Raw genomic sequence first — 20,120 nt, 5'->3', positions numbered from 1 at the left:
CTTTCAGGCGATCGGGGGTTTGAGCAGGGGGCGCGGGGCGGGGTCGGCCGGTGCGCGCCATTGCGTGACATCCCATGCGTACGGCACGGGGTGCGGTGGCAGCACCCAAGTGGTGGTTTGCAACGGCGGGTTGTGGTACAGGTCGCACACCGTGCAGGCGGCATGGCCCGTGAAGCCCCCGGGGGTGGCGTCGTGGCGCGGTGCGCCCGCGGCGGTATCGACGGGCAACGGTGTCACCGCGAGCCCGCTGCCGTGATCGGTGGGGGCAGGGTGAGAAGCGGAGTGGACCGGCGGCAACGCTGCCGCGACACCATCGACGGGGGACACGGGATGCGCGCCATGCGATCCGTGCGACGCGACCGACCCGTGCGCGCACGCTCCGGTGGCGTCGTGCGCCGCGTGGGGGTGCCCCGGATGCCCGGGGCCCGTCGGCCCGCCATGCGCCGCCGCGGCCAGCGCCGGCGTGACCGCCATGCGCCAGGCCATGGCGTCCGCGGCCCACAGCCGCCAGGGCAGCAGGGCGAGCAGGCACCAGACGAGCACGCGACGCATGGAGGGATGATAGCGGGGCGGTGCCGTCCCTGCAGCGGCCCGGGGTGGAAGCGGCCGGATCCTGACGTGACCGCCGAGGCGGACAACGCCCTGCACGGGACCGCCGCCACGGGACCGCCGCCACCGTTCAGGCGGGCGCCAGTCCACGCGGGCGCCGTGGCGTGGGCCGCAGCGCCAGCGTCGCGAGCGCCCCGGCCACGAACACCGCGCCGAGCCACGGCAGGTGCGCCAACCCGATCACCGGGATGGCGGCACCGCCGATCGCCGAGCCCAGCGCCGTGCCGATGTACACCATCGAGGCATTGAGGCTCAGCAGCAGCGGCGCCTGCGCAAACGCCAGTTCCGCCAACCGCGACTGTTGCGGGGTCATCAGGCCGAAGCCGCATGTCGTCCAGATCGCGAACACGGCGGTGGTGACCAGGGGGTGCCCCGCCGTGAGGGGTGCCGACACCATCGCCACCAGCAGGCAGCCGAGGAACAGTACCAGCGTGCGGCGGGGGCCGAGCCGATCGGCCGCCCACCCGCCGGCCAGCGTGCCCACGACGCCCGCGGCGCCGGTGGTGGCCAGCAGCGCACTCAGCTGCGGTGGCGTGAGCGGATTGAGCGCCAGCTGTACCGGCCCCATGTACGCCGTGACGACGAAGATCCCGGTGAAGTACAGAAGCGTCAGCGCCAGCGCGACCACGACATCGCGCCGCCGCAGCAGCGCGCCGATGCCGCCGAGGGGTGTGCCGCCCGGCTCCATCCCCGCGCGCAGCCGGCGGTGCAGCAGCCAGCCGATCAGCAGCGCGGCCACGCCGACGCTCAGCAGCGGCCAGCGCCATCCCCACTGCAGCCCGACCCACGCGCCGTAGGGCATCCCGAGCACGTAGCTCAGGCTCATGCCGAGAAACGTGCGCGACAGCGCCCGACCGCGCTGCTCGGGGGTGGCGAGCTGCACCGCGAGGCCCGCCGCCACGGGCGTGAACACCGCCCCGGCGCCCATCAGCACCCGGCCGGCCATCAGCACCGCGAGGGAGGGGGCCGCGGCGCTGAGCAGCGTGCCGCCGGCGAACAGCCCCAGCGCCAGCCGCATCACCGCGGCCCGGCGCCAGCGCGCCGTCAGCGCCAGCAGCAGCGGCGCCAGCACCGCGTTGGCCAGCGCGTACACGGTCATCGTCTGGCCGGCTGCGCTGACGCTCACCCCCAGTCCCTCGGCCACCGGACCGAGGTAGCCGGTCATCCCGAACGCGCCGGTGCCGATGACGAAATTGCACGCGGCAAACAGCCACAGCCACCCGGGCAGCGGGGCGGCGGCAGCCGCGTCGGGGCCGGTGGGGCTGGACCCACCGGGCGCGGGCGGCGTGGGGGAAGCCGGGGCGGACATGGGGCGCCATGGTACGGGGTTGCGGGGATGAACGCGGACGCGTGGGCGACGCCGTGGCCGTGGGGCCTGGTCTCGTGGGGGACAGGTCCCCGCTTGGCGGGGGAGCCGCGCGCTGTCTATGCTGTGGCGTGAAGCAGGGCCCCGCCAGACCCGTCAGGACACGCGAGGGCCCGCGAACATCGACAGCAGAGGAGACGACCCGATGAGCCACGTCCCGTCCGAACCCCGCGCGCGCACCGCCGGGGACGACCGGCCCCACGCCCGCGTCTGGCCCGCGCGCGTGCCCCGCGCGATCCACCCGCCGCAGACCTCGCTGTGGTTCAACCTGGAGGTCAGCGCGCGCCGCTACCCGCACAAGCCTGCGACCGTCTTCTTCGACCGCGTCACGACGTACCCGGAGCTGCTGCACCAGGCGGAGCGCATCGCCGCCTGGCTCGCCGCGTGTGGCGTACAGCGCGGCGACCGCGTCATCCTCTTCCTGCAGAACTGCCCGCAGTTCATCGCGGCGTACTACGGCATCCTGCGCGCCAACGCGGTCGTGGTGCCGGTCAACCCGATGAACAAGGCCGACGAGCTGGGCCACTACATCACCGACCCGCAGGCGCGTGTGGCCATCGCCGCCGCGGACCTGGCGCCGGCTTTGTGCGCCGCCGACGCCGCGCTGCCGTCCGGACAGCGGCTGCACCACCTGCTGGTGCTGCACTACCGCGATGCGATGCCGGACGACGCCTTCGACGGCGACGCGGTGCCGGTGGCGTGGCGCGATTGGCTGGGCACGCGCCATCCGCTGCCGACCCTGACCGAGGGGCGGGTGGCGGACTGGGCGGAGGCGATGGCCTGCACCGCACCGCTGCCGCCGCACGTCGTGGGGCCGGACGACCTGGCCGTGCTGCCCTACACCAGCGGCACGACGGGGCTGCCCAAGGGCTGCATGCACCCGCACCGCACGCTGATGCACAACGCGGTGGCCGCTGCGGTGTGGACCAACGGCACCGCGGAAAACGTCGGGCTGCTGGTGGTGCCGATGTTCCACATCACCGGCATGGTGGCCGGCATGCACACCAGCGTTTATCTGGGGGCGACGTCGGTGATCATGCCGCGCTGGGATCGCGATCTGGCGGGGCGGCTGATCTCGCGCTGGAAGGTGACGCACTGGACCAACATCCCGACGATGGTGATCGACCTGCTGGCGAGCCCGCACTTCGACCGCTACGACCTCTCCAGCCTGATCTTCATCGGCGGCGGCGGCGCGGCGATGCCCGCGGCGGTGGCGCAGCGTCTGTACGACCAGTTCGGCCTGCGCTATGTCGAGGGTTATGGCCTGACCGAGACCGCGGCGCCGTCACACCACAACCCCCCCGACGCGCCGAAGGCCCAGTGCCTGGGCGTGCCCTTCATCGGCTGCGACGCGCGTATCGTCGACCCCGAGACGCTGCAGGAGCTGCCGGTGGGCGAGGCGGGCGAAATCGTGGTCAGCGGCCCGATGGTGTTCGACGGCTACTGGCAGCGGCCGGAGGCGACGGCGGCGGTGTTTTTCGAGCGTGACGGGCGGCGGTACTTCCGCACCGGCGACCTGGGCCGCAGGGACGAGGAGGGCTATTTCTTCATCACCGATCGCCTCAAGCGCATGATCAACGCCAGCGGCTTCAAAGTCTGGCCGGCGGAGGTGGAGGCGCTGATGTTCCGCCACCCGGCGATCGCCGAGGCGTGCGTCATCGGTGTGCCCGACGCCTACCGCGGCGAGACGGTCAAGGCCGTCGTCGTGCTGCGGCAGCAAGCGCGCGGCACCGTCAGCGAAGCGGACATCATCGCCTGGTGCCACGAGCACATGGCGGCGTACAAGGCCCCGCGCATCGTCGAGTTTGTCGATGCGCTGCCCAAGAGCGGCAGCGGCAAGGTGATGTGGCGGCTGCTGCAGGAACAGGCGCGCGCCGCCGCCTCCGCGCCGGTGGGCGCGTGACGTGCCAGAATCGCCGCCATCGCCACGGAGGAGACGAGCGATGTTTCGCGCCCTGCTGATCGACAAGACCGAAGCCGGCTATGGCTGCACGCTGGCCGAACTGCCCGACGAGCGCCTGCCCGCGGGCGAGGTGACCGTGCGCGTCTCGCACTCGACGCTGAACTACAAGGACGCGCTGGCCATCACCGGCCGCTCGCCGGTGGTGCGGCAGTTTCCGATGGTGCCCGGCATCGACCTCGCGGGCACGGTGGAGGCGAGCGACGACCCGCGCTTTGCCCCCGGCGACGCGGTGCTGCTCAACGGCTGGGGGGTGGGCGAGGTGCACTGGGGCGGTCTGGCGCAGCGCGCGCGCCTGAAGGCCGACTGGCTGCTGCCGCTGCCGGCCGGCCTGTCGGCGGCGGAGGCGATGGCCATCGGTACCGCCGGCTATACCGCGATGCTGTGCGTGGTGGCGCTGGAGGCGCACTGGCAGGCGCAGGGGGTGACGCCCGGCGCGGGCGACGTGCTCGTCACCGGCGCCGCGGGGGGCGTGGGCAGCGTGGCCGTGGCGCTGCTGGCACGCGCCGGACACCGGGTGGTGGCGTCGACCGGTCGCCCACACGAGGCCGACTACCTGCGCGCGCTGGGCGCGGCCGAGGTGATCGACCGCACGACCCTGTCGGCGCCGGGCAAGCCGCTGCAGAAGGAACGCTGGATCGGCGCCGTCGACGCGGTGGGCAGCCACACGCTCGCCAACGCCTGTGCCAGCACGCGCTACGGCGGGGCCGTGGCGGCGTGCGGGCTGGCGCAGGGGATGGACTTTCCGGCGACGGTGGCGCCGTTCATCCTGCGCGGGGTGACGCTGTACGGCATCGACAGCGTGATGGCACCGATGGCGCGCCGGCGCGTCGCGTGGCAGCGGCTGGCCGCCGAGCTGGATCGCGGGCTGCTCGCGCGCATGACGCGCACGATCGGGCTGGCCGAGGCGATCGCCGCCGCGGACGACGTGCTGGCCGGCCGCGTGCGCGGGCGGCTGGTGGTGGACGTCAACGCGTGACGCTGTCGTCGCCCGGCCGGGCGCGCTCGGGCGCGGGCACGATGTTCCGGTAGGCGTGCCACGTGGCGTGGCCGAGCACCGGCCCGACCACGAGCAGCCCGAGGAACGCCGGCAGCATCGCCAGCACGCACAGCCCGGTGATCAGCGCCCCCCACAGCAACATCACGCCCGGGTTTTGCAGGCAGGCGCGAAAGCTCGTCAGCGCCGCCGAGACGGCATCGGTCTGCCGGTCCAGGATCATCGGGATCGAAATCGCGCTGCTGACGAAGATCAGCCCGGCGAAGATCGCGCCGACGACGACATAGGTGATCAGGAACTCGACGTTGTCCAGGCTGATCAGCGCGGCGAGCATGTTTTCGCTGGAGGGCATGGTGTTCATCGTCACCGCGAACACCACGAGCGACGCGCGCCCCCACAGCATTTCCAGGATCAGCAGCACACCGGCGAAGATCGCCATCGTGGACAGCGTCGGCCGCCAGCTCGTCAGCGACGCGCGCAGCGAGGGCGTGCGGCCCTCCTCCAGCGCGCGGCTGGCGTCGTACAGCCCCAGCGCCAGGAACGGCCCCATCAGCAGAAAACCCGCCGACAGCGCGAGCACGTACGCGGGGGCGTGCAGGAAGGCCTGCCACAGCGCCTGCCCCATGAGCGCGAAGCACGCGCCGTAGAAGAGGCCGATGCGCGGGCAGCACCGGAAGTCGCGCCAGCCGGCCGCCAGCCACTGGAACGGCGCGGCCGGCGTCAGATCGGCCAGCGGCAGCGAGAACACCGACTCGCGTTCGGGGCTGGCCGGCGTGTCGTGGTGCGGGGGGCTCGCATCGGGGTGGGTGGTGGCCATCGGTCTCCTCCGGGTTTCGCCGTTTGATTTTTGTCAATCACGACAAGTAAAGCACAACCCCTCGGGGGATGGGCCTAGCGTTTACCCTGAGCCGCACCGGCAAGGCGGCTACACTCGCGGCACCATGACCACGCCCTTCGTGCCCCCCGCCGTTGCTGCCGCCGCGCTCGCCCCGACCCTGATCCGCCAGGGCTACGCCGTGCTGGATGCGGCGGCGGTGCGCGACTGGCTCGGACTGGGCGCGGATGCGCTGGCGGCGCTGAACCCGGCGTGGGACGACCTGCCGCTGGACGAATACCTGAAGGACGGGGGGCGTTACCGCCGCCGCCGGCACGGCTGCTTCATCGTCGAGGGGGACCGCATCGCGCCCGTGCCCCCGCGCGCGCACTACCAGCCGCTGGAGTACAACGCGCTGCACGGCGGCATGCGGCGCTGGTTTGCGCCGCTGACGGACGCGCTGCTGGCACAGCCGGCGTGGCCGCGGCTGCTGCAACGCACGGCGGCGGCCGCGTCGGCCTTGCGCGGCGCGCAGCCGTGGTACGTGGAGGCGCATCCTTTCCGCATCGACACCACCGGCGGCATCGGCCGCCCGACGCCCGAAGGAGCGCACCGCGACGGCGTCGACCTGGTGGCCGTGTTTCTGGTCGGCCGCCACTGCATCAAGGGCGGGGAGAGCCGCGTTTTCGAAGCCGACGGCCCCAACGGCCAGCGCTTTACGCTGACCGAGCCGTGGTCGGCGCTGTTGCTGGACGACACGCGCGTGATCCACGAGACGACGCCGATCCAGCCCGTCGCGCCGGGCGAGCCGGGCTGGCGCGACACGCTGGTGCTGACGTGCCGCGCCGGGGGGTTCCTCGGCGATTGAGCGCGGTCGCGCTCACTGCGTTACTGCGGCGTGAAGCCGCTGTCGCGGATGATGCGCGCCCACACCTCGGTGTAGGCGCGCTCGCGCTGGGCGAGCTGTTCGCCCGTCATGTGGCCCACGGTCAAGCCCATCGCGCTCAGGCGCTCTCGCACGGCGGGCTGTGCGACCACCTTGGCCAGCGCGGCGCTGATCTGCTCCAGCGTCGCTTTCGGCGTGCCCGCGGGGGCGAACAGCCCGTAGTACGGCACCTCCTCGAAGCCCGAGACGTCCAGCTCGGCCAGCGTCGGCACGTCCGGCAACAGGGCCTGGCGCTGCCGGCCCATCACGGCCACCACGTGCAGCTTGCCGGCCTTGTGGTTTTCAATGAAGTCCGGCACGGACCCGACGCCGGCCGGGATCTGGTTGCCCAGCATGTCGGCCATCATCGGCGCGCTGCCGCGGTAGGGCACGGCGACCAGGTCCAGCCGCTCCCGCTTGGCCAGCGCCTGCACGAGGAACTGCGGGACCGACGCCGGCGCCGGAATGCCGATCGCGGCGCGTCCGCCCTGTTGCCGCACCCAGGCGATGAAATCGCGGTAGCCCCTGGCGGGCGTGCCGCCCGAGACGGCCAGCGCGTTGACGAACGTGGCGAACCCCGCCACCGCGACAAAGTCCTTCGCCGGCTCGAAGCCGGGGTTGCGCATCACCTGCGGCAGGATGGAGATGGTGTGGTCGTGCGTCAGGAACAGCGTGCTGCCGTCCGCCGCCGCAGCCTTGAGGGCCTGCGCCGCGAGCTGCCCGCCCGCGCCGGCGCGGTTTTCCACGATCACGGGCACGCCCAACGCGTCGCGCAGCGGCTCGGCCAGCAGGCGGGCGATCGCGTCCGTCCCGCCCCCGGGCGGAAAGCCCACCAGGATCTTGACGGTGCGGCCCTCAGCCAGCGCGGGCCACGGGGCCGCCACGGCGGCAGCGCAGGCGAGGCCGGCGGTGAGCCAACGACGGCGGGAGGACGATGCGACGGTCATGCGGCTTGCTCCAACGGGGATGGCGGTGAACACGCGGCCGGCCGGTGCGCGGCCGCCCCCGTGATCTTACGCGCGTCGCGGCGGGGTGGCGCAGCCGGCTGGGGTCATGCGCTCCAACGGGCCAGCACCCGTTGCGGACCGTACGTTGTGGTGTCGCCGACAAATCCCCGTCGCCAAGGCGGCTGCACCATAATCGCAGCCCCGCCATGTGGATCGACACGCACTGCCACCTCGACGCGCCGGAGTTTGCCGCCGACGTCGCCCGTGTGCGCGCCGAGGCCCGCGCGCGCGGGGTCGTCTGTTGCGTGCTGCCCGCCGTGCAGGTGCGCGATTTTGTGGCCGTGCGCGCGCTCGCCCACGACGGGGGCGACGCGTACGCGCTGGGCATCCACCCGCTCTACGTCCCGCAGGCGGACGACGGCGACCTGGCGCGGCTGGAGGAGGCGCTGGCGCGCTGGCACGACGACCCGCGGCTGGTGGCGGTGGGCGAAATCGGGCTGGATTTTTTCGTCCCCGCGCTGTGCACCGACGCGATGCGCGAGCGCCAGCAGCGCTTTTACCGCGCGCAGCTGCGGCTGGCGCAGCGCCACGGCCTGCCGGTGATCCTGCACGTGCGCCGCTCGGCCGATGCGCTGTTGGCGGGCCTGCGCGCGCAGGCGGCCGCGGGCCGCTCCGTCCCCGGCGGCATCGCCCACGCGTTCAGCGGCAGCCGCCAGCAGGCGCAGGCTTTTCTCGACCTCGGGTTTCGCCTGGGGTTTGGCGGGGCGGCCACGTTCGAGACCGCGCGGCGGCTGCGAGCGCTGGCGGCCGAGCTGCCCCTGTCGGCGCTGGTGCTGGAAACGGACGCGCCCGACATCCCGCCGCAGTGGCTGTACGTGACCGCGGCCGAGCGCGCCGCGGGGCACCCGCAGGGGCGCAACACACCAGCGGAGCTGCCACGCATCGGGGCCGAGATCGCGGGCCTGCGCGGTCTGACGGACGAGGCACTCGCAAGGGCCACCTGGGTCAACGCGTGCGCGGCGCTGCCGCGGCTTGGCGCCTTGCTCGGGCCGGTGACGGTGGAGGAGGCGGCAGCATGAACGCGCCGCCGCGGCTGCGCGGCCTGCCCCCGGTACTTGCGCCAACGACCCGGCTGGTGGTGCTGGGCAGTTTTCCGGGTGTCGCGTCGCTGCAGGCGGGGCAATACTACGCCCACCCGCGCAACCAGTTCTGGGCCATTCTGGGCGCCCTGTGGGCGTTGCCGCTGGCCGACTGGCCGTATGCCCGGCGGCTGCAGGCGCTGCACGCCCACGGTGTCGGCTTGTGGGACGTGTACGCCGAGTGCGAGCGCGAGGGCAGCCTCGACAGCGCCATCCGCGCACCACAGCTCAACGATCTGGCCAGCCTGCGCCGGCAGTGCCCGGCGTTGTGCGCGATCGCCCACAACGGCGGCGAGAGCTGGCGCCATGCGCGCCTGACCCGCGCGCTCGGGGTGCCGGTGGAGCGGCTGCCATCGAGCAGCCCGGCCAACGCGAGCTGGACACTGGCGCGCAAGACCGCCGCGTGGGGCGCCGTCTTGGCCCGCCACGGTGTTCCGATGCGCGTGCCCGTCGTGACGCAGGGCATTGACGGTGCAGGAGCCGTGCCAAGATGACCCCTGCGCGTCCGCGTGCCCCGCGTTCCACCGTCGCGCCGGTGTCGGCGGTGGCGTTGCCGCCCGTGACCGTGTCCGAGGAAGGCAAGCTGCGCCATCTGCACCTGGGCACGCCGTGGATCCAGGGCAGCATGCGCGTGGACCGACCGGATGACCTGGCGCTGGAGTACGTGCAGCGCATGATGGCGTGGCTGCTGTTCGTCGGGCCCGAGACGGTGCCCACGCGCCGAGCGCTGCAGTTGGGCCTTGGGGCGGGAGCGATCACCAAGTTCTGCCACCGCCGCCTGGGCATGGACACGACCGCGGTGGAGCTCAACCCGCAGGTCGTGGCGGCGTGCCGCGCCTGGTTCCGGCTGCCCGCCGACGGGCCGCGGCTGCGCGTGGTCGTGGGCGACGCGGCGCACTGGGTGCACCACCCGCCGTGGGTGGGCACGGTGGACGCGCTGGCCGTCGACCTGTACGACCACGACGCCGGCGCGCCGGTGCTCGACAGTGCCGAGTTCTACGCCGCGTGCCGCCGGTTGCTGACGGCGGACGGCTGTGTGAGTGTCAACCTGTTTGGCCGCCGCGCGAGTTTCGCGCGCTCGCTGCAGGCGCTGGAGCAAGCGTTTGGCCGCGCGGCGCTGTGGGTGTTCAAGCCGACGCGCGAGGGCAACACCGTCGTGCTGGCGCAGCGCACGCCGTCGCGTCCGCCGCGCGAGGTGCTGCAGGTGCATGCGGAGGTGATCCGCGCGCGTTGGGGGCTGCCGGCGCTGCACTGGCTGCGCAGCCTGCAGCCGTTGGAGGCGGTATGAACACGGGGCACGCCAGCGTCTGCGCCGCCCGGCGCCGCACGGGCTGGCTGCTCGCCGTCGGCGGGGCGGTGGCCTTCAGCGGCAAGGCCATCATCGTCAAGCTTGCTTACCGCTACGGCGTGGACGCGGTCACGCTCATCATGTACCGCATGCTCTTTGCGCTGCCGCTGTTCCTGGCGATGCTGTGGTGGGCCACGCACCGCGCCCGCGAGCCCGTGGCCCCGCTGACGTGGCGCGACCGGCTCGGGATCGTGTGGCTGGGGTTCACGGGTTACTACGCGGCGAGTTTTCTGGATTTCTGGGGGCTGCAGTACATCAGCGCGAGTCTGGAGCGGCTCATCCTGTACCTGAACCCGACGTTGGTGCTGCTGCTGGGCTGGCTGCTGTACGGGCGGGCGGTCACCGCGCGGCAGGCGGGCGCGATGGCGCTGAGCTACGCCGGGGTGCTGCTGGTCTTCGGGCACGAGGTGCGCTTCGACGGCTGGAACACCGCCATCGGCGCCGGCCTGGTGCTGGCCAGCGCGGTGAGCTATGCGATCTACCTCGTCTACAGCGGCCAGATGGTGCGGCGCCTGGGTTCGCTGCGGCTGGTGGGCTGGGCCACCACGGTGGCGTGTTTGCTGTGCCTGCTGCAGTTCGTGCTGCTGCGGCCGCTGGCGGCCGCGGTGGTGGCTCCGGAGGTGATCGCGTTGTCGGTCGTCAACGCCGTGCTGTGCACCGCGGCGCCGGTGGTGATGGTGATGATGGCCATCGAGCGCATCGGCTCGGCCATGACCGCGCAGGCGGGGATGGTGGGGCCGCTGTCGACGATCGCGCTGGGCGTCGTGGTGCTGGGCGAGCCGCTCAACGCGTGGATCGTCGCCGGCACCGCGCTCGTGCTCGGCGGCGTGCTGTGGGTCAGCCGCTCGCCAGCCTGACGCAGTTGCGTCCCTCGCGCTTGGCCTGGTAGAGCGCCGCGTCGGCGCGCCCGAACGCCTGCGCGATGCGCTCATCGGCGGTTGGCTCGATCACCGCGATGCCCACGCTCACCGTCACGGGGCCGTCGGGGGTGCGCACCTGGGCCTCGATGCGCTGGCGGATGTCCTCCGCCTTGCGCACGGCACAGGCCGCGCCGCAGCCCGGCAGCAGCGCGACGAACTCCTCGCCACCGTAGCGGGCGACCATGTCGTTGACGCGCAGCGCCTGCGACAGCGCCTGCGCCACCTGTGCCAGGATGCGGTCGCCGAACGCGTGCCCGTGGCGGTCGTTGACGCGTTTGAAGTGGTCGATGTCCACCACCAGCACCGATAGCGGCTTGCCGTCCCGGCGCGCGCGTTCCAGATAACGCTCGCCGGCCTGGTCGTAGGTGTGGCGGTTGGGAATGTGCGTGACCGGGTCGGTCAGCGCCATCGCCTGCAGCAGGCGCTCGCGCTCCTGCAGCTGCTGATACATCCGCCGCATGAAGACGAGGTTGTACACGCGGGCGAGCAGCTCCACGTCCGGCGCCGGCTTGACGACATAGTCGTTGACGCCGAGGCGGTAGAGCTCGTTCTTGCGCGCCGTGTCGTGAAAACCGGTGAGCACGATGACCGGCCGCAGCACGAAGTCCTCGGCCTTGCGCCGCAGCTGGCGGATCAGGCCGATGCCGCTCTGTGCCCCCAGCAGCACCAGATCGACCAGGTACACCTCGTGGTCGTGCTGGCGCATCAGCTCGCGTGCCGCCTCGACGCTGCTGGCCACGTCCACCAGGTAGCCGCGGCGCTGCAGCATCGCGGCGAGGTGCTGCTGCTGCGCGGGCGAGTCTTCCACCAGCAGCACCCGGGCGCCCACCACCGCGTCCGTGTGCGACGCAAGGAAGTAGCGCAGGAAGTTTTCCAGCTGCTCCGGGTCGTCGCGGGTGAAGACGTCGGTGACCCCGGCGCGGAACGCGTCGTCGAGGCGCTCGGCCGACACACTGGCGCTGATCAGGATGATCGGCGCCGCCTCACTCAGCAACGGCCGCAGCCGCTGCGACAGCGCGATGCCGTCACCGTCCGGCAGCACCCACGCCGTGATGACGAGGTCGAACGCCGTCTCGCGCGCCCGCGCCAGCGCCTCCTCGACCGACCCGACCCGTGTGACCACGAGCCCGAAGCGCTGCAGCGTCGTCATCAGCAGCGCTGACGACGCACCGCCCGGGTCGACGAGGAGGGTGTGCATCATTCTGACGGAGTGCATCACCACATGTTCAGCGGGAAATGTGCCCCGCGCTACTTGGCCAATTCCGCCTGTGTGGCAGCATCGAGTTGTCCACTTTGAGGCAGTCCTCGGCTGGCTTGGAACGACCGAAGCGCTTGGCGCGTCCTGTTACCCATTTTTCCGTCCGGGGTGCCTACGTCGTAACCGAGTTGGGCCAACTTGCGCTGCGCATCCAGCAGCGACATTCCGCTGCTGGGCGTGGTCCGCGATGTGTTCGAAGACGAGGGCTCCGCCGCAGGCGCGCCGTCTACCTGCAAGCGCCCCCCTGTGCCCAGACCGCGATCCCCCATCGACTGCGCGGTATAGTTGCGCAGGGCTTGGATCATCTGGTTGTACGCGTTGACGAAAGCCGCGACGATCACCTTGCCTTGGGGGGTGTTGGAATAACCACCCATGCCCGCCCCCAGTCCTCCGCCGACGGCAAAGCCGCCGAGGGAAAAGTCCGTGTTGGAGGAACTGCCTTCTGCTGCCGACACCTGTACACCCGAGCGGTTGTCGGTCAGCAAGAGCACCGTCGACGCCTCGTTCCTTCGTAGGCCGCCGGCGATCAAGCCTGCCCAGCCACCGATGGCGGCACCGATGTTTTGCGTGCCTTTCTGGTCGAAGATGATTTCGGGCGTGATGGAGTAGTCCGCAGCGACCATCTGGCCCTTGCCAAAGTTACTACCCTGACGCAACTCACCGCTTTGCTGGAGTTGCCGTTCTGTGTTCATGTTATTCATTGCTCGCCCGCGCTCGACGACGATGAAGCAGTTGCTTTGCTGAACCAGCAACCGCAGCACGGGGATGGTGGAACCCAGCTTGTACTCTCGCAACGTCAAAAACCACGGTGATTCCTGATTTTCGACCAACGCGACCGTGCCGAACGGGCGGTCGCAACGTTCGATCTGACTGTTTGCGTTTTGTGCACTGGCTCCGCCTGCAGCGCCGGTGACGGCCGTCTTGGCACCGTCATCGCCGATTTTCGGGGCGGTTGCCACGCACCCCGCCAACCCCATGGCCAGCACCGCAGCCGTTCCTAAGACTTGCAATCGCATCCACAGACTCCTTTATCCGCGCATATGATGTCACCGTGACATGGGGTGACAGGGCGAAGACGCTGCCCATTCCCCCTCCCGTCCCCATCCGCTGGCGGCGGCGGGGTCAGCGTTCATCATACCCAACTGCTTGGGGTGTCACCGTGGATTTTGGTATCGCCAACAAATGGGCGCTGGTGTGCGGCGCCAGCCGCGGGTTGGGCTGGGGCTGCGCGCGGGCGCTCGCGCTGGAGGGCGTCAACGTCATCATGGCCGCGCGGCGGGCCGATGTGCTGGAGGCGGCGGCGGCGCGCCTGCGCGCCGAGCTGCCCGCGGGCGCGACCAACCGGATCCTGACGGTGGTCGCCGACGTGACGACCGAGGCCGGGCGCGCGGCGCTCTTTGCCGTGCCGGGCGGGCCCGGGCGGGCGGTCGACATCCTCGTGACCAACGCCGGCGGGCCGCCGCCGGGCGACTTCCGTCAGTGGGACCGTGCCGCGTGGCTGCGCGCGATCGACGCCAACATGCTCACCCCCATCGAACTCATCAAGGCCACCGTCGACGGCATGGCCGAGCGCGGCTTTGGGCGCATCGTCAACATCACCTCCAGTGCGGTCAAAGCGCCCATCGATATCCTCGGCTTGAGTAACGGCGCGCGCAGCGGCCTGACCGGCTTCGTCGCGGGCCTGGCGCGCAGCGGGCTGGCCGCGCGCGGCGTCACGATCAACAACCTGCTGCCGGGCAAATTCGACACCGACCGCCTGCGCGCGACGCTGCAGGCCGCGGCTGACCGATCGGGCCAGCCGCTGGAAGCGGTCGAAGCCGCGCAGCGCCAACAAATCCCCGCACGGCGCTTCGGCACGCCGGAGGAGTTCGGCGCAATCTGCGCCTTCCTGTGCAGCGTGCACGCGGGTTACCTCACCGGCCAGAATATCCTGGCCGATGGCGGGTTGTATCCGGGGACGTTTTGATTGGGGTGACGCCGATATTGCTTCAACCTCGTCGGCCAGTCAGGCGAGCCGGTATGCCGATCTGGCAACGCGCCCCCTACGTGTCGTGGCCGCTCGGGGTGCGCGATTCGCGCGTGCGCACGGATATCGTGATACCGACCATGCCGGCATCAAAGCGCCAGCACACCGATCGGCTCCGCATCGGTGTGGGATGATGGATACCCACGTCGGGCTGTGCACACTGCTCGTTGTCAACCGCGCCGCCCGAGGGCGATGGGTTATCACCCCCGCCGCGACGACACGACGATCCCCGCCACGATCAGCGCGAACGCCAGCGCGTGGTAGCCCTGCGGCGTCTCGCCCAGCAGCGTGGACGACATCACGGCCGCAAACAGCGGTGTCAGGTTGGTGAAGAAGCCGGCGACGGTCGGGCCGGCGCGCTGCACGCCCGCGCCCCAGCACCGGTAGGCGATGATCGAGGGGCCCACCGCGACGAACACCAGCACTGCGGCCAATTCCCAGCTCCAGTGGATGGTGGTTGGCATCCCGGCGGGCGGCGCCACCGTGAGCCACACCCACTCACCGGCCGTCAGCGCGCCGGCGCTCAACAGCCCGAAAACCGTCTGCGCGAGCAGAAACGCCGCCCAGTCGTGGCGGATCTCCGGCGATTCGTCGCGCCGCGTCAGCAGCCAGCTGTAGCAGGCCCAGGTGAACGCGGCGGCCAGCATCCACGCGTCGCCCGGGACGAAGCGCAGGCGCAGCAGGTTGTCCCACTGGCCCTGCGACAGCACGACGAGCACGCCACTCAGCGACAACGCCGCGCCGGCCAGTTGGCGTGGCTGTACCGGCGCGCCAAAGAAAACCCGCCCGACCAGCATCATCCACACCGGCATGCTGGACGCCACCAGTGTGACGTTGAGCGCGGTGGAAGTGTGCAGCGCCAGGTACTGCAGCATGTTGTAGCCCGCCACCGCCAGCAGCCCGAGCAGCGTGAAGCGGCGCCACTGCCGCCACAACGGGCTGTCGCGCCGCACGACCCACGACGCCAGCGGCAGCAGCAGCAGCGCCGCGATCACCCAGCGCAGCAGGTTGAACGTGATCGGGGGAATCCAGTCCGCCGCCAGTCGGCCGACCACGGCGTTGCCCGCCCACAGCAGCGGCGGGATGGTCAGGAACACGACGGTCGACGGGGTCAGGGACGCAGCGGCATCGCGGGACATGCCCCCGACTGTACCCGAGCCGGTGCGGGGCTGCTGACGGGCGCGACAGCGTGGCCCGCCGACCCGTGGCACCATCTCGACCCGTTGCGGCTTCCACCATGAAGCCTGCTATCGATTCCGCACGCAAACGTGTCGTGTTTCCCCGCAGCGCTCCATGGATGAAAGCGGGGGACGCAAGACCAAATCGTGCCGGAGTGACAGACCCCACAGACCCACCGACATGCTTTTGCAGGAGACCACGCCATGACCCACAGCCGCGCCGTGCAGATCGACGCCTTCGGCGGCCCCGAGGTGCTGCGCCTCGTCGACGTGACCGTTGGCGATCCCGGTCCGGGCGAGGTGCGCATCCGCCACCACGCGATCGGCCTCAATTTCATCGACGTGTACCACCGCACGGGGCTATACCCGCTGGCGCTGCCGGCGCGGCTGGGGATGGAAGGGGCGGGTGTCGTCGAGGCGGTCGGGGACGGCGTGACCCACCTCGCGGTGGGCGACCGCGTCGCCTACGCGGCGCAGCCGCCCGGCAGCTACTGCGACGTGCGTGTGATGCCAGCGATGAACGTGTGCCGTCTGCCCGACGCAATCTCGTTCGAGGAGGGCGCGGCAATGATGCTCAAGGGGCTGACCGCGCAGTACCTGCTCAAGCATTGCCGGCCCGTGGAGGGCCTGCAGCCCGGCGACTATGTGCTCTTTCACGCGGCGGCGGGCGGGGTGGGGCTGATCGCCTGCCAGTGGGCACGCGCGCTGGGCCTGCGGCTGATCGGCACCGCGGGCACGGATGAAAAATGTGCGCTGGCGCACGCCAACGGCGCCGAGCACTGCATCAACTACCGCCGCGAGAACTTCGTCGAGCGCGTCAAGGCGATCACGGGCGGCCAGGGTGTCAAGGTCGTGTACGACTCGGTGGGCAAGGACACGTGGGAGGGGTCGCTGGACTGCCTTGCGCCGTTCGGGCTGATGGTCTCGTTCGGCAACGCGAGCGGGCCCGTGCCGCCGTTTGCGCCAGGTATCCTCGGGCCCAAGGGATCGCTGTACGTGACGCGCCAGACGCTCTTTACCCACATCACCAGCCGCGAGCGCACGCAGGCGATGGCGGACGACCTGTTCGCGGTCGTCACCGGTGGGCAGGTGAAGATCCACGTCGAGCAGCGTTTCGCGCTGGCCGACGTGCAGGCGGCGCACCGCGCGCTGGAGGCGCGGCAGACAACCGGCTCGACCGTGTTGCTGCCGTGACAGAGAAGTAGTGGGCGGAGGCGAAATGCCGTTTACACCGTTTCACGTGGGATTGGGAGTGGCGGCCAAGGGTATGGCCCCTCGGTATGTCTCGTTGCAGGTGTTTGCCCTGACGCAAGTGCTCATGGACACCGAGCCTGCTGTGCGCATGGCGCTGGGCCACGCCGAGGTGCACGGATGGAGCCACACGCTGTGGGGGGCACTGCTCGTCGCCGCCGGGGCCTGCGCCGTCTGGCGCGGGATCGAGGGTCGGCGCTGGTATCGGTGGACGGTGGAGCGTGTGACGGCTCGTGTCGTCGCGACGAGCGCGCTGCTGGGGGCGCTGTCCCACGTTGCGATCGATGCGCTGATCCATACGGACATGGTGGACGTGCGTACCCAATGGGGTGGGCCGGTGGTGCCCCCTTGGTCCCATAGGGAAGCGGAGATCGCGTGCCTGAGCGCCTTTCTGTTGGGTGGCGTGCTGTTGTTTGCGCGCGGGGGGCACCGCGCTGCCGTGCTGTGGGGCAGGCGAGTAGTGCAGAATTTGTGCGCGCCCCCTGCATGGGGGCGGCGCGTTTCCTCGCGCGAGTAGTCGTACGCCCTGACGATACCTCGGGTCGAGCTCGATGCGCTCGCAGACGGGCGGCCGCTCCACCGCGTTGTCCGCCATCGACCAACGCCCCGACCTAGGGCGGAAGGTGTGCGGCGGCTGCGGTGTACGGGTCGCTTGCGCCGGTTGGCTCAGCGGCTGCGGCGCAACCGCGGCGGTTTTCGAGGATGAGCCCTACCTCGCCGATGGCGGTGTCGGCCAGATCGAATGCGGGAAATAACCCCCTGAGGCTAGCGACTCCAAGCGCACGTAGCGCCTCTGGATGGCGTATTCGTTGTTTTGCTTCATCAGCAGCGCCGCCAGCGGGCACCGGATCGCCGCCAGCATCGGGAACTTCTGCCACGGTTGATCGGCCACGCCCCACCACCGCTGGCCAGGCAGCTGCGCGAGTGCCGCCCTATCGTTGATCATCGGTTCTATCCTCCATTAGGTTGATAGCTTTGCAACCCCAACCTTACTACCGGAGAAACCGATGCCTCCCCAACACAGGGCTCTGCGATACCACGCGTCTGTACCTCCCGGAACGCGAACGGGCGCGGGCGGCAGCGCTCTCGCCGCAGACGTCGCGCATCAGCCTTCGCGGGGCAGTCGAACCACCATTGATGGTGGGTTGCTCGCATCGCCCTGCAGCTTCCATTCATACGCGCCGAACAGCCCGAAGAAGCTGGGCGTGCCCGTAGCGTTGTGGCTCACGACCTCCACGCCACGCTCTACCTAGATGCGCAGGGTTCCATCAAAGCGATAGCCAATTCGTTTGGCCTCGTCCACCTCTTTTGGGGTCGCGGTTTTGGCGAATATTTTGATGGTGCCGTCTTTTTGCGGTACGACAGAAATGAGCGGGCTGTATTGGGACGGGAAGAGCAGCGCGCGACCAGCGGGTGTTTTCGCGTTGAACTCCACCTCATAGCGCCCTTCGCCCAAGTACTTAATTTCCTTAACGCCGGGTTCCTTGCGGTACATCTCGGCCGCATCTTTGAGCATCTTTTCGTCTTTGCTTGCGAGTTTGCCTCCAAGTTTTCTTTCCTTGCTTTCCTGAATCGCTGCGAGCGCTAGAAAATCAACCATCGTCCCTTTGTAGTGCATGCTATGGGAGCCGTCTTTCTTGACGTCGATCGTGGCGACAAAGTTTTCCGGCAGCAGACATCCGGACAGCGAAAGTGCCGAGACAATCGTTATAAGAATAAAAAGCAGACGGTTCATATTCTCGTTGTCTTGCTTAAAGAGCGCTCCCACATTGTATTTCAGTGAAACGCAAAAGGACAGATTCGAAAAACTTCGTTTGCCGGACTATCAGTTAAAACCAATTCGCTTCGCCGCCGACAGCACCTGCACGACGGCGCGCGTCGCCTGCGAAAACGCCGTCCCCGGCGCAATCGCATCTTCTGCCTCTCGGTAGCGCCGCTGGTTGATCTGCTCGCCCACGTCGGCGGCGACTTGGTGGAAGTGTTTGTGCCGCTCGATGAGTTCGGCAAAGCGAGGCTGGCCGCCAAAACGCTGCTGGCCTTCGCCATAGATCCACTTACCCAACGCGCAGCAGTCATCGCGCCGCAGCGTTTGCACATCGACCGTTGCGCGGTTTTCGATCGCGTCGCGCAGCTTGACCTTCCATTGCCGGTGCGCGTCGATGATGCTGTCCACGTCCAGCCCCTGAACGGCGCTGGGGTAGTGGCTGTGGCCGCCGGAGAGCCGGAACTCGTCGACGAGCGCGGCCATGCGCAGCGCCGCATCGCGCTGCGACGTCGCGGCCGTGGCGGTTTCTTCCGCGAGCGCTGCGTTTTGCTGCGTGTTGCGGTCCAGCTCCTGCACGGCTTCGCCGATCTGGCGCACGCCCTGTTGCTGCTCACGCGCGGCATTGGCGACCTCCTCCATCAGCGCGCGGTTGCGCTCCGCTGAGGCCACGATGTCGCGCATGACATCGCCCACGCCGCGCACGACATCGACCCCCTGGGCGACTTCCTCCACCGTGCGCTCGATCAGGTCTTTGATCTCCTTGGCGGCTTGGCCGCTACGCTGCGCGAGCGAGCGTACTTCGCCGGCCACCACGGCAAAACCGCGCCCGGCTTCGCCGGCTCGTGCCGCTTCCACGGCAGCATTGAGCGCGAGGATGTTGGTCTGGAAGGCGATGCCGTCGATGACGCTGGTGATGTCGCGGATGCGCGCCGACGACTCTTCGAGCCGTCGCATCGTCTCGACGACGCGCTCGACGATTTGCCCGCCGCGCTCGGCCGAGGCCGCGTTGCTTTGCGCAAGCTGCGCGGCCTGCGCCACGAGGTCGGCCGTGTGCGCACTGGTCGAGGATGTTTGCTCCAAGGCGGCGGAGGACTCTTCCAGCGCAGCGGCGGACGATTCAGCCCGCGCTGCAACATCGCGCGCACCCTGCTCGATTTCGATGGCGGAGTGCACCACTTCGTTGCTGGCGTGGCGCACCGCGCGGATGATGTCGGTCAGCGCCGCTTGCAACAGAGCGAGTTCACGCTGGAGGCTGCCGAGCGCATCATCAGCCGATGGCGTGATGGTCTGCCGCAGGTCGCCCATGCTGAGCGTGAGCATGTCGCGACGGATCTGGCGCGCGCGTTGCGCCATCACACGCATGGTCCACGCAATACCGCCTGCGACACCCGCCAATGTCACGATGTCCACCGCCCAGCGCCATGGAGCGACGCTGCCAGAGCCCGCCCAGGCGATGGCATCGCTGAGCAAAGGCAACGCACCCAACACGGCCGCGCCGACGCACCCCACCGTCAAACTGCCACCCGACAGTCGCGGCTGTGTTGCATCAGCAGCGGTGGCATTGCGTGTGGTCACCACCATCGCAGACTTGGACATGTGCTGTCTCCTGATCGTCTC

Annotated in this window: 21 protein-coding genes; 10 read left to right on the top strand and 11 right to left on the bottom strand. The window is 70.0% G+C overall.

The annotated features are described in order from the left end of the window. Positions 1-3: 3 nt before the first annotated feature. Both LCC91_RS09320 and LCC91_RS09315 read right to left on the bottom strand, forming a co-directional pair. Entirely contained in the window at positions 4-552 is a 549-nt protein-coding gene (locus LCC91_RS09320; RefSeq protein WP_224440901.1) for a hypothetical protein, read from the bottom strand. Between the two features lie 127 nt (positions 553-679). Then, entirely contained in the window at positions 680-1,918 is a 1,239-nt protein-coding gene (locus LCC91_RS09315; RefSeq protein WP_224440900.1) for an MFS transporter, read from the bottom strand. Between the two features lie 202 nt (positions 1,919-2,120). Here LCC91_RS09315 and LCC91_RS09310 point away from each other — a divergent pair, with 202 nt between their 5' ends. Together LCC91_RS09310 and acuI are read left to right on the top strand one after the other, a co-directional pair. Further along, positions 2,121-3,878 carry a long-chain fatty acid--CoA ligase gene (locus tag LCC91_RS09310; RefSeq protein WP_143898431.1) on the top strand — a complete coding sequence of 586 codons (1,758 nt, stop codon included), beginning with the start codon at positions 2,121-2,123 and terminating at the stop codon, positions 3,876-3,878. A 40-nt stretch (positions 3,879-3,918) separates the two neighbouring features. Next, positions 3,919-4,914, top strand: a complete 996-nt coding sequence (acuI, locus tag LCC91_RS09305; RefSeq protein ID WP_043703925.1) for an acrylyl-CoA reductase (NADPH) — start codon at positions 3,919-3,921, stop codon at positions 4,912-4,914. Here the strand turns inward: acuI and LCC91_RS09300 are convergent. Next, positions 4,904-5,749 carry a DUF2189 domain-containing protein gene (locus LCC91_RS09300; protein WP_143898429.1) on the bottom strand — a complete coding sequence of 282 codons (846 nt, stop codon included), beginning with the start codon at positions 5,747-5,749 and terminating at the stop codon, positions 4,904-4,906. The two genes, acuI and LCC91_RS09300, sit on opposite strands and share 11 nt — an antisense overlap. Positions 5,750-5,873: 124 nt before the next feature. Here LCC91_RS09300 and LCC91_RS09295 point away from each other — a divergent pair, with 124 nt between their 5' ends. Then, positions 5,874-6,614, top strand: coding sequence for a 2OG-Fe dioxygenase family protein (locus LCC91_RS09295; RefSeq protein WP_143898427.1), 741 nt, complete (start codon positions 5,874-5,876; stop codon positions 6,612-6,614). 20 nt (positions 6,615-6,634) lie between these two features. Here LCC91_RS09295 and LCC91_RS09290 read toward each other — a convergent pair whose 3' ends face one another. Next, positions 6,635-7,618 (bottom strand): Bug family tripartite tricarboxylate transporter substrate binding protein, encoded by a 984-nt coding sequence (locus LCC91_RS09290; protein ID WP_143898425.1) that lies wholly within the window; start codon positions 7,616-7,618, stop codon positions 6,635-6,637. Between the two features lie 206 nt (positions 7,619-7,824). Here LCC91_RS09290 and LCC91_RS09285 point away from each other — a divergent pair, with 206 nt between their 5' ends. Genes LCC91_RS09285 through LCC91_RS09270 form a run of 4 tightly spaced genes read left to right on the top strand, consistent with a single transcriptional unit; the run spans position 7,825 to position 10,962 of the window. Beyond that, positions 7,825-8,697: a TatD family hydrolase gene (locus LCC91_RS09285; protein ID WP_143898423.1), complete on the top strand. Its 873-nt coding sequence runs from the start codon at positions 7,825-7,827 to the stop codon at positions 8,695-8,697. Beyond that, positions 8,694-9,251: a DNA-deoxyinosine glycosylase gene (locus LCC91_RS09280; RefSeq protein ID WP_143898421.1), complete on the top strand. Its 558-nt coding sequence runs from the start codon at positions 8,694-8,696 to the stop codon at positions 9,249-9,251. Before LCC91_RS09285 ends, LCC91_RS09280 begins: the two co-directional genes overlap by 4 nt. Continuing rightward, positions 9,248-10,045 (top strand): class I SAM-dependent methyltransferase, encoded by a 798-nt coding sequence (locus LCC91_RS09275; protein WP_143898419.1) that lies wholly within the window; start codon positions 9,248-9,250, stop codon positions 10,043-10,045. The genes LCC91_RS09280 and LCC91_RS09275 overlap by 4 nt, the downstream gene beginning before the upstream one ends. After that, a complete protein-coding gene (locus LCC91_RS09270; RefSeq protein WP_143898417.1) occupies positions 10,042-10,962 on the top strand; it encodes a DMT family transporter in 921 nt (306 codons plus the stop codon). The genes LCC91_RS09275 and LCC91_RS09270 overlap by 4 nt, the downstream gene beginning before the upstream one ends. Here the strand turns inward: LCC91_RS09270 and LCC91_RS09265 are convergent. Both LCC91_RS09265 and LCC91_RS09260 read right to left on the bottom strand, forming a co-directional pair. Beyond that, a complete protein-coding gene (locus LCC91_RS09265; protein WP_185974925.1) occupies positions 10,943-12,226 on the bottom strand; it encodes a GGDEF domain-containing response regulator in 1,284 nt (427 codons plus the stop codon). The two genes, LCC91_RS09270 and LCC91_RS09265, sit on opposite strands and share 20 nt — an antisense overlap. 47 nt (positions 12,227-12,273) lie before the next feature. After that, positions 12,274-13,299, bottom strand: a complete 1,026-nt coding sequence (locus tag LCC91_RS09260; protein ID WP_143898413.1) for a peptidoglycan-binding protein — start codon at positions 13,297-13,299, stop codon at positions 12,274-12,276. A gap of 143 nt (positions 13,300-13,442) precedes the next feature. On the opposite strand from LCC91_RS09260, the gene LCC91_RS09255 reads away from it, so the two are divergent. Continuing rightward, entirely contained in the window at positions 13,443-14,249 is an 807-nt protein-coding gene (locus LCC91_RS09255) for an SDR family oxidoreductase (protein ID WP_143898411.1), read from the top strand. Positions 14,250-14,509: 260 nt separating this feature from the next. Here LCC91_RS09255 and LCC91_RS09250 read toward each other — a convergent pair whose 3' ends face one another. Beyond that, positions 14,510-15,448 carry a DMT family transporter gene (locus LCC91_RS09250; protein WP_143898409.1) on the bottom strand — a complete coding sequence of 313 codons (939 nt, stop codon included), beginning with the start codon at positions 15,446-15,448 and terminating at the stop codon, positions 14,510-14,512. Positions 15,449-15,691: 243 nt separating this feature from the next. Here LCC91_RS09250 and LCC91_RS09245 point away from each other — a divergent pair, with 243 nt between their 5' ends. Further along, positions 15,692-16,681 (top strand): quinone oxidoreductase family protein, encoded by a 990-nt coding sequence (locus LCC91_RS09245; protein ID WP_043703940.1) that lies wholly within the window; start codon positions 15,692-15,694, stop codon positions 16,679-16,681. Positions 16,682-16,754: 73 nt separating this feature from the next. Next, positions 16,755-17,255: a hypothetical protein gene (locus LCC91_RS09240; protein ID WP_156137284.1), complete on the top strand. Its 501-nt coding sequence runs from the start codon at positions 16,755-16,757 to the stop codon at positions 17,253-17,255. A gap of 192 nt (positions 17,256-17,447) precedes the next feature. Here LCC91_RS09240 and LCC91_RS09235 read toward each other — a convergent pair whose 3' ends face one another. From LCC91_RS09235 to LCC91_RS09225, 4 genes are all read right to left on the bottom strand, one after another. Further along, the gene (locus LCC91_RS09235) at positions 17,448-17,684 is read right to left on the bottom strand and encodes a hypothetical protein (protein WP_043703943.1); all 237 of its coding nucleotides are present in this window, start codon (positions 17,682-17,684) and stop codon (positions 17,448-17,450) included. A gap of 159 nt (positions 17,685-17,843) precedes the next feature. After that, the gene (locus tag LCC91_RS13845) at positions 17,844-17,966 is read right to left on the bottom strand and encodes a hypothetical protein (protein WP_260680016.1); all 123 of its coding nucleotides are present in this window, start codon (positions 17,964-17,966) and stop codon (positions 17,844-17,846) included. A 21-nt stretch (positions 17,967-17,987) separates the two neighbouring features. Then, positions 17,988-18,473: a hypothetical protein gene (locus tag LCC91_RS09230; RefSeq protein WP_143898405.1), complete on the bottom strand. Its 486-nt coding sequence runs from the start codon at positions 18,471-18,473 to the stop codon at positions 17,988-17,990. A 90-nt stretch (positions 18,474-18,563) separates the two neighbouring features. Next, positions 18,564-20,099, bottom strand: a complete 1,536-nt coding sequence (locus LCC91_RS09225) for a methyl-accepting chemotaxis protein (RefSeq protein ID WP_052231831.1) — start codon at positions 20,097-20,099, stop codon at positions 18,564-18,566. Positions 20,100-20,120: the final 21 nt, after the last annotated feature.

It is taken from the genome of Tepidimonas taiwanensis (assembly GCF_020162115.1).
GTDB classification, from domain to species: domain Bacteria; phylum Pseudomonadota; class Gammaproteobacteria; order Burkholderiales; family Burkholderiaceae_C; genus Tepidimonas; species Tepidimonas taiwanensis.
The sequence above is the reverse complement of the archived record's forward strand: the minus strand, read 5'-3'. Positions and strand labels throughout refer to the sequence as shown.

Bases quoted from the DNA above. Each gene is read 5' to 3' on its own strand.
- LCC91_RS09235 (WP_043703943.1), bottom strand. From the start codon at position 17,684: ATGATCAACGATAGGGCGGCACTCGCGCAGCTGCCTGGCCAGCGGTGG.
- LCC91_RS09285 (WP_143898423.1), top strand. From the start codon at position 7,825: ATGTGGATCGACACGCACTGCCACCTCGACGCGCCGGAGTTTGCCGCC.
- LCC91_RS09230 (WP_143898405.1), bottom strand. From the start codon at position 18,473: ATGAACCGTCTGCTTTTTATTCTTATAACGATTGTCTCGGCACTTTCG.
- LCC91_RS09275 (WP_143898419.1), top strand. From the start codon at position 9,248: ATGACCCCTGCGCGTCCGCGTGCCCCGCGTTCCACCGTCGCGCCGGTG.
- LCC91_RS09260 (WP_143898413.1), bottom strand. From the start codon at position 13,299: ATGCGATTGCAAGTCTTAGGAACGGCTGCGGTGCTGGCCATGGGGTTG.
- LCC91_RS09295 (WP_143898427.1), top strand. From the start codon at position 5,874: ATGACCACGCCCTTCGTGCCCCCCGCCGTTGCTGCCGCCGCGCTCGCC.
- LCC91_RS09245 (WP_043703940.1), top strand. From the start codon at position 15,692: ATGACCCACAGCCGCGCCGTGCAGATCGACGCCTTCGGCGGCCCCGAG.
- LCC91_RS09250 (WP_143898409.1), bottom strand. From the start codon at position 15,448: ATGTCCCGCGATGCCGCTGCGTCCCTGACCCCGTCGACCGTCGTGTTC.
- LCC91_RS09280 (WP_143898421.1), top strand. From the start codon at position 8,694: ATGAACGCGCCGCCGCGGCTGCGCGGCCTGCCCCCGGTACTTGCGCCA.
- LCC91_RS09310 (WP_143898431.1), top strand. From the start codon at position 2,121: ATGAGCCACGTCCCGTCCGAACCCCGCGCGCGCACCGCCGGGGACGAC.
- LCC91_RS09290 (WP_143898425.1), bottom strand. From the start codon at position 7,618: ATGACCGTCGCATCGTCCTCCCGCCGTCGTTGGCTCACCGCCGGCCTC.
- LCC91_RS09240 (WP_156137284.1), top strand. From the start codon at position 16,755: ATGGCCCCTCGGTATGTCTCGTTGCAGGTGTTTGCCCTGACGCAAGTG.
- LCC91_RS09320 (WP_224440901.1), bottom strand. From the start codon at position 552: ATGCGTCGCGTGCTCGTCTGGTGCCTGCTCGCCCTGCTGCCCTGGCGG.
- LCC91_RS09315 (WP_224440900.1), bottom strand. From the start codon at position 1,918: ATGTCCGCCCCGGCTTCCCCCACGCCGCCCGCGCCCGGTGGGTCCAGC.
- LCC91_RS09225 (WP_052231831.1), bottom strand. From the start codon at position 20,099: ATGTCCAAGTCTGCGATGGTGGTGACCACACGCAATGCCACCGCTGCT.
- acuI (WP_043703925.1), top strand. From the start codon at position 3,919: ATGTTTCGCGCCCTGCTGATCGACAAGACCGAAGCCGGCTATGGCTGC.
- LCC91_RS09265 (WP_185974925.1), bottom strand. From the start codon at position 12,226: ATGATGCACACCCTCCTCGTCGACCCGGGCGGTGCGTCGTCAGCGCTG.
- LCC91_RS09270 (WP_143898417.1), top strand. From the start codon at position 10,042: ATGAACACGGGGCACGCCAGCGTCTGCGCCGCCCGGCGCCGCACGGGC.
- LCC91_RS09300 (WP_143898429.1), bottom strand. From the start codon at position 5,749: ATGGCCACCACCCACCCCGATGCGAGCCCCCCGCACCACGACACGCCG.